This is a genomic window from Chitinophaga sp. 01L420 (assembly GCF_056399985.1).
Map to the genome: position 1 here is coordinate 1 of NZ_JBFTSK010000104.1, position 4227 is coordinate 4227.

At 47.6% G+C, this 4227-nt stretch carries 2 protein-coding genes; both read right to left on the minus strand.

All coding sequences use genetic code 11. The features are described from left to right. Window positions 1–3085, minus strand: a 3085-nt coding sequence (locus AC1DP6_RS36235) for a non-ribosomal peptide synthetase (protein WP_477059269.1), incomplete at its 3' end; no start/stop codon positions are given. After that, on the minus strand, window positions 3082–4227 hold a 1146-nt coding region (locus AC1DP6_RS36240), incomplete at its 5' end, for a non-ribosomal peptide synthetase (RefSeq protein WP_477059270.1). The genes AC1DP6_RS36240 and AC1DP6_RS36235, both read right to left, overlap by 4 nt.

Consider the following 4227-nt stretch of genomic DNA (forward strand, 5'->3'; position numbering starts at 1 on the left):
CTACATAGGCTATACCGGAATCCATGCTGCCCGCTCCCGGCGCTGGTAAACGTTTCTTATCTACTTTACCGTTGGGTGTCAGCGGCAATTCATCCAGCTGTATATAATCTGCTGGAATGGCATACGCCGGTAAAACAGTATTCAGATGATTTTGTATCGAGGATACATTCAATCCTTCATCACCTACAAGATAGGCCACCAAACTACCCTGATGCGCCAGCACTACAGCAAAGCGGATACCTTCATATTGTTGCAATGCCTGTTCTACTTCTCCCAATTCTATCCGGTAACCACGGATCTTTACCTGGTCATCCTTACGGCCCAGGAAATCCAATGTACCATCCCAGAACCAGCGGGCTAAATCACCGGTACGATACATCCGTGCGCCATCCCGGAACGGATGCGGCACAAATTTTTCTGCTGTCAGCGCCGGCTGATTCAAATAACCTGCCGCCACGCCATCTCCAGCAATACACAACTCTCCGGGCACGCCAAGCGGCAGCAATTGCTGGCCTTCGCCCAAAATATATACTTCCGTATTCGCAATTGGTTTGCCTATCGTTTGCTTAAATGGTTCGTTCTTTTCATAAAGATGCACACTACTCCATACCGATCCTTCTGTTGGACCGTATTCATTGTAAAACAACGTTTCAGGCAATATCTTATAATGTTGTTCTACCAGCATAACCGGACAGGTTTCTCCTGCCACAATCACTCCTTTCAGTTCATTCTTTTTGCCTCCCAGTTCCTGTAGTAACAACTGATAATAGGAAGGCACTGTGAGCAGATGACTCACCCCATGACGGATGATGTATTCCGCCAGTAAAGGCACGTTCGTTACATCCGTTTTTCGGGTCAGACATAACCGGCCGCCATAACACAACGTACCGAAGATGCCGGCTATAGAGCTGTCGAAAGAAAACGACGACAGCAACAGGAACGACGATGGCGTTCCATAAGTCTGGTAACGTGGCACCAGTGAATGCAGCAGATTGTTATGCCTGATCACTACGCCTTTGGGATTACCCGTAGAACCGGAAGTATAAATCACATACACCGCTTGTTCCGGGCTGATGACCGGCAACGGCGAGGACACCGCTTCCAGCGTATCTAACTGCACATCCATTGCAAAAATGGCCCCGTTATAATCTCCCAGATCAAACATATAGTCGGTCTGCGTAAGCAGTAACCGGATATTGGTATCATTCAGGATATAAGACCGCCGGGCAGCAGGATATTCAGGATCTACCGGAACGTAAGCACCGCCTGCTTTTAAAATGCCGAGTATACCCGTAATCATTTTCTCTGAGCGATCCAGCAGGATACCCACCAGCTCATCAGGAGCTACATTATGATTTTGCAACAGGTAATGTGCCAGCCGGGTAGATTGTTCATCCAGTTCCCGGTATGTTTGGCTGATGCCATCAAAGAACACCGCTGTTTCATCCGGGTGCAGGCGCACCTGCTGCTGAAACAAGTCCAGGATGGTAATACTTTTATCATACTCAACGATGGGTCCGTTGAAGGTAACCAGCTGTTGCTGTTTATCGGCAGCAGTGAGCAGCGGTAACTCTTTCAGCGAATTTTCAGGGGTCCGGACAATGGATAGCAACAGTTGTTCCAGGTGAACAGATAGCTGTGTTACCAACTGTTCCGTATATACGTCACTGTTATACTGGATACTTACCTCCAGCTCATCACCTTCTTCAAAAAAATTGAATACCATATCAAAACGGCTGGTACGCACTTCATCTTTTTCATAAGCCGTTACATTTAATCCTGCAAGCCCCGGCCCTTGTTCCTGGGCGGTTTCGCTGTTCGCCAGGATCACCTGTACATCAAACAACGGATTACGGCTCCTGTCGCGTTGCAGATGCAATGCTTCTATCAGTTCCCCGAATGGAAACACCTGGTGTTCATAGGCATCCAGCACGATTTTTTTCACCTGACTGAGTAAGTCATTAAAATTATCTCCACCATTGAAACGAACACGTAAGGCTAGTGTGTTCACATAGAACCCGATCTGATCTTCCAGGTCTGCATGCTCCCGGCCTGCTATCGGCGTACCAATAACAATATCTTCCTGGCTGGTATACCGGTACAACAATGCCGTTACAGCAGCCATCAATCCCATAAATAAAGTAGCCCCTTCTTTCTGGCTCAGGTTCCGTAAACTGCCACCGATAGTGCTATCCAGCCTGCGGTGTATCTGTCGGCCATTAAATGTTTTTAACGGCGGACGGGTCTTATCACTGGCAAGATCCAGCACTGGCAGTTCTCCTTTGAACATATCCAGCCAGTAGGCTTTATGGGCTTCCAGTGCAGGCCCCTGTAGCTGCTCCAGGTGCCAGGCTACATAATCTTTGTACTGTAATCTTAATGGTGGCAGCGGATCCGTTTCTCCATTGGTAAAAGCATTGTATAATAACAGGAGTTCTTTTATCACTATTCCCATAGACCAGCCATCACTGATGATGTGGTGCATCACATAACTGAACACCCATTTATCATCTGCTACCTGGTATAACCCTGCACGTAACAGCGGGCCAACTGCCAGATCAAATGGTTGCAGCGACGCCGCTTGCACAAGAGACTGTAAGGTTTCTTCCTGGTTTGCGGTAGAACGGAGGTCTGTATACGAGATAGTAAAGGGCAGTTTGGCGTAGATGTACTGTCTTACTTCCCCCTGCTCATTTTGCCGGAATACTGTTCTGAGATTCTCATGCCGATCTATCAGGGTATTGAAAGCGAGCGACAACGCTGCAATATCCAGCTGACCGTCAAATACATAAACACCCGGAATGTTATATCCCACGTTACCTGCCTCAAACTGGCTCAGTAACCATAACATCCGCTGGGAAGAAGCTAAAGGATAATTTTCTGCCGCCGCTATAACGGGGATATCCGTGTGATAGAAGAACTGCGCATTACCGGAAAGGAACTGGAAAAGTTCTTCTTTGTTCTGCCTTACTTCTGCTATCAACTCATCACTTAGCACATTTTCTCCGGCAAACATTTTCAGTTTACCATCCACTATCTCCAGTAAAACATGGTGATCCTTTATTTTATTTAATAAGTCTTTCATAGTTCGATCTCTATTAAACCTTCTTTATTTTGTCTGAGTTTTTGCTGATCGTGGATAAAGCGGATATGCTCACTGACACCCGCAATAGTTGGCTCCTTAAATACATCTCTGATGTTAATCTTCACCTGGAACACGCTGTTTATGCGGGAAAGCATTTTGGTTACTTTCAGGCTATGTCCACCCAATTCAAAAAAGTTGTCCTGTATACCAATTGGTGACCTCCCCAGGATTTCTTCCCAGATGACGGCCATTTTTTCTTCTGTTTCATTTCGTGGAGCAACATAGACAGTAGTGGCTACCGCATTTTCCGTATCCGGTAATAAGCGGCGGTCTACCTTGCCGTTGGCGGTTAAAGGGAAAGATGCCAGCGGCACGTAATAGGCCGGCAGCATATAATCCGGCAGATATTGTTTCAGATAGTCACGCAACACACTCACTTCAGGGAGCAATGCGCCTGTGAGATACGCCACCAGTTCTTTATCCTGACCGCCAGTGGATCTGGCCAGTACAATCGCTCCGTCTACGCCTTCGTGTTGTTGCAATAGATGTTCTATCTCTCCGGGTTCTATCCGGTACCCGCGAATCTTTACCTGCGCATCCAAACGACCCACAAATACAATATTTCCGTCCGCAAGCAACCGCCCGAGATCTCCTGTACGATACAACCGTTCTCCGTTCCGGAAAGGATGTGGAATGAATTTCTCTGCTGTCAGCACTGCATTATTGAGATAACCACGGCCCAGTCCATCTCCTCCTACGCAGATCTCTCCCTCCACTCCTACCGGCACCAACTGCCGGGCACTGTCCAGGATATAAGCTGTGCTGTTATTGATAGGACGACCGATGAGGATATCTCCGTTTACCGGTATCTCATACGTCAGCGAGAAAGTAGTATTCTCCGTTGGGCCGTAACCGTTAATAATCCGTRCATCCGGGTACAGCTGCTGCAACAAACGGATATGGTCTGCTGATAATTTATCGCCTCCTGCCAGTATTGTTTTCAGCCCGCTAAAAAGATGGATGTCTTCTTCCACCAGCTGATTCAGCCAACCGGCTGTAAACCACATCATGTTCACTGCCTTGGCCCGGATTAATTCGCCCAACTGCTGCGTATCCAGTAATACTTCCCGGCGGCTCAGCAC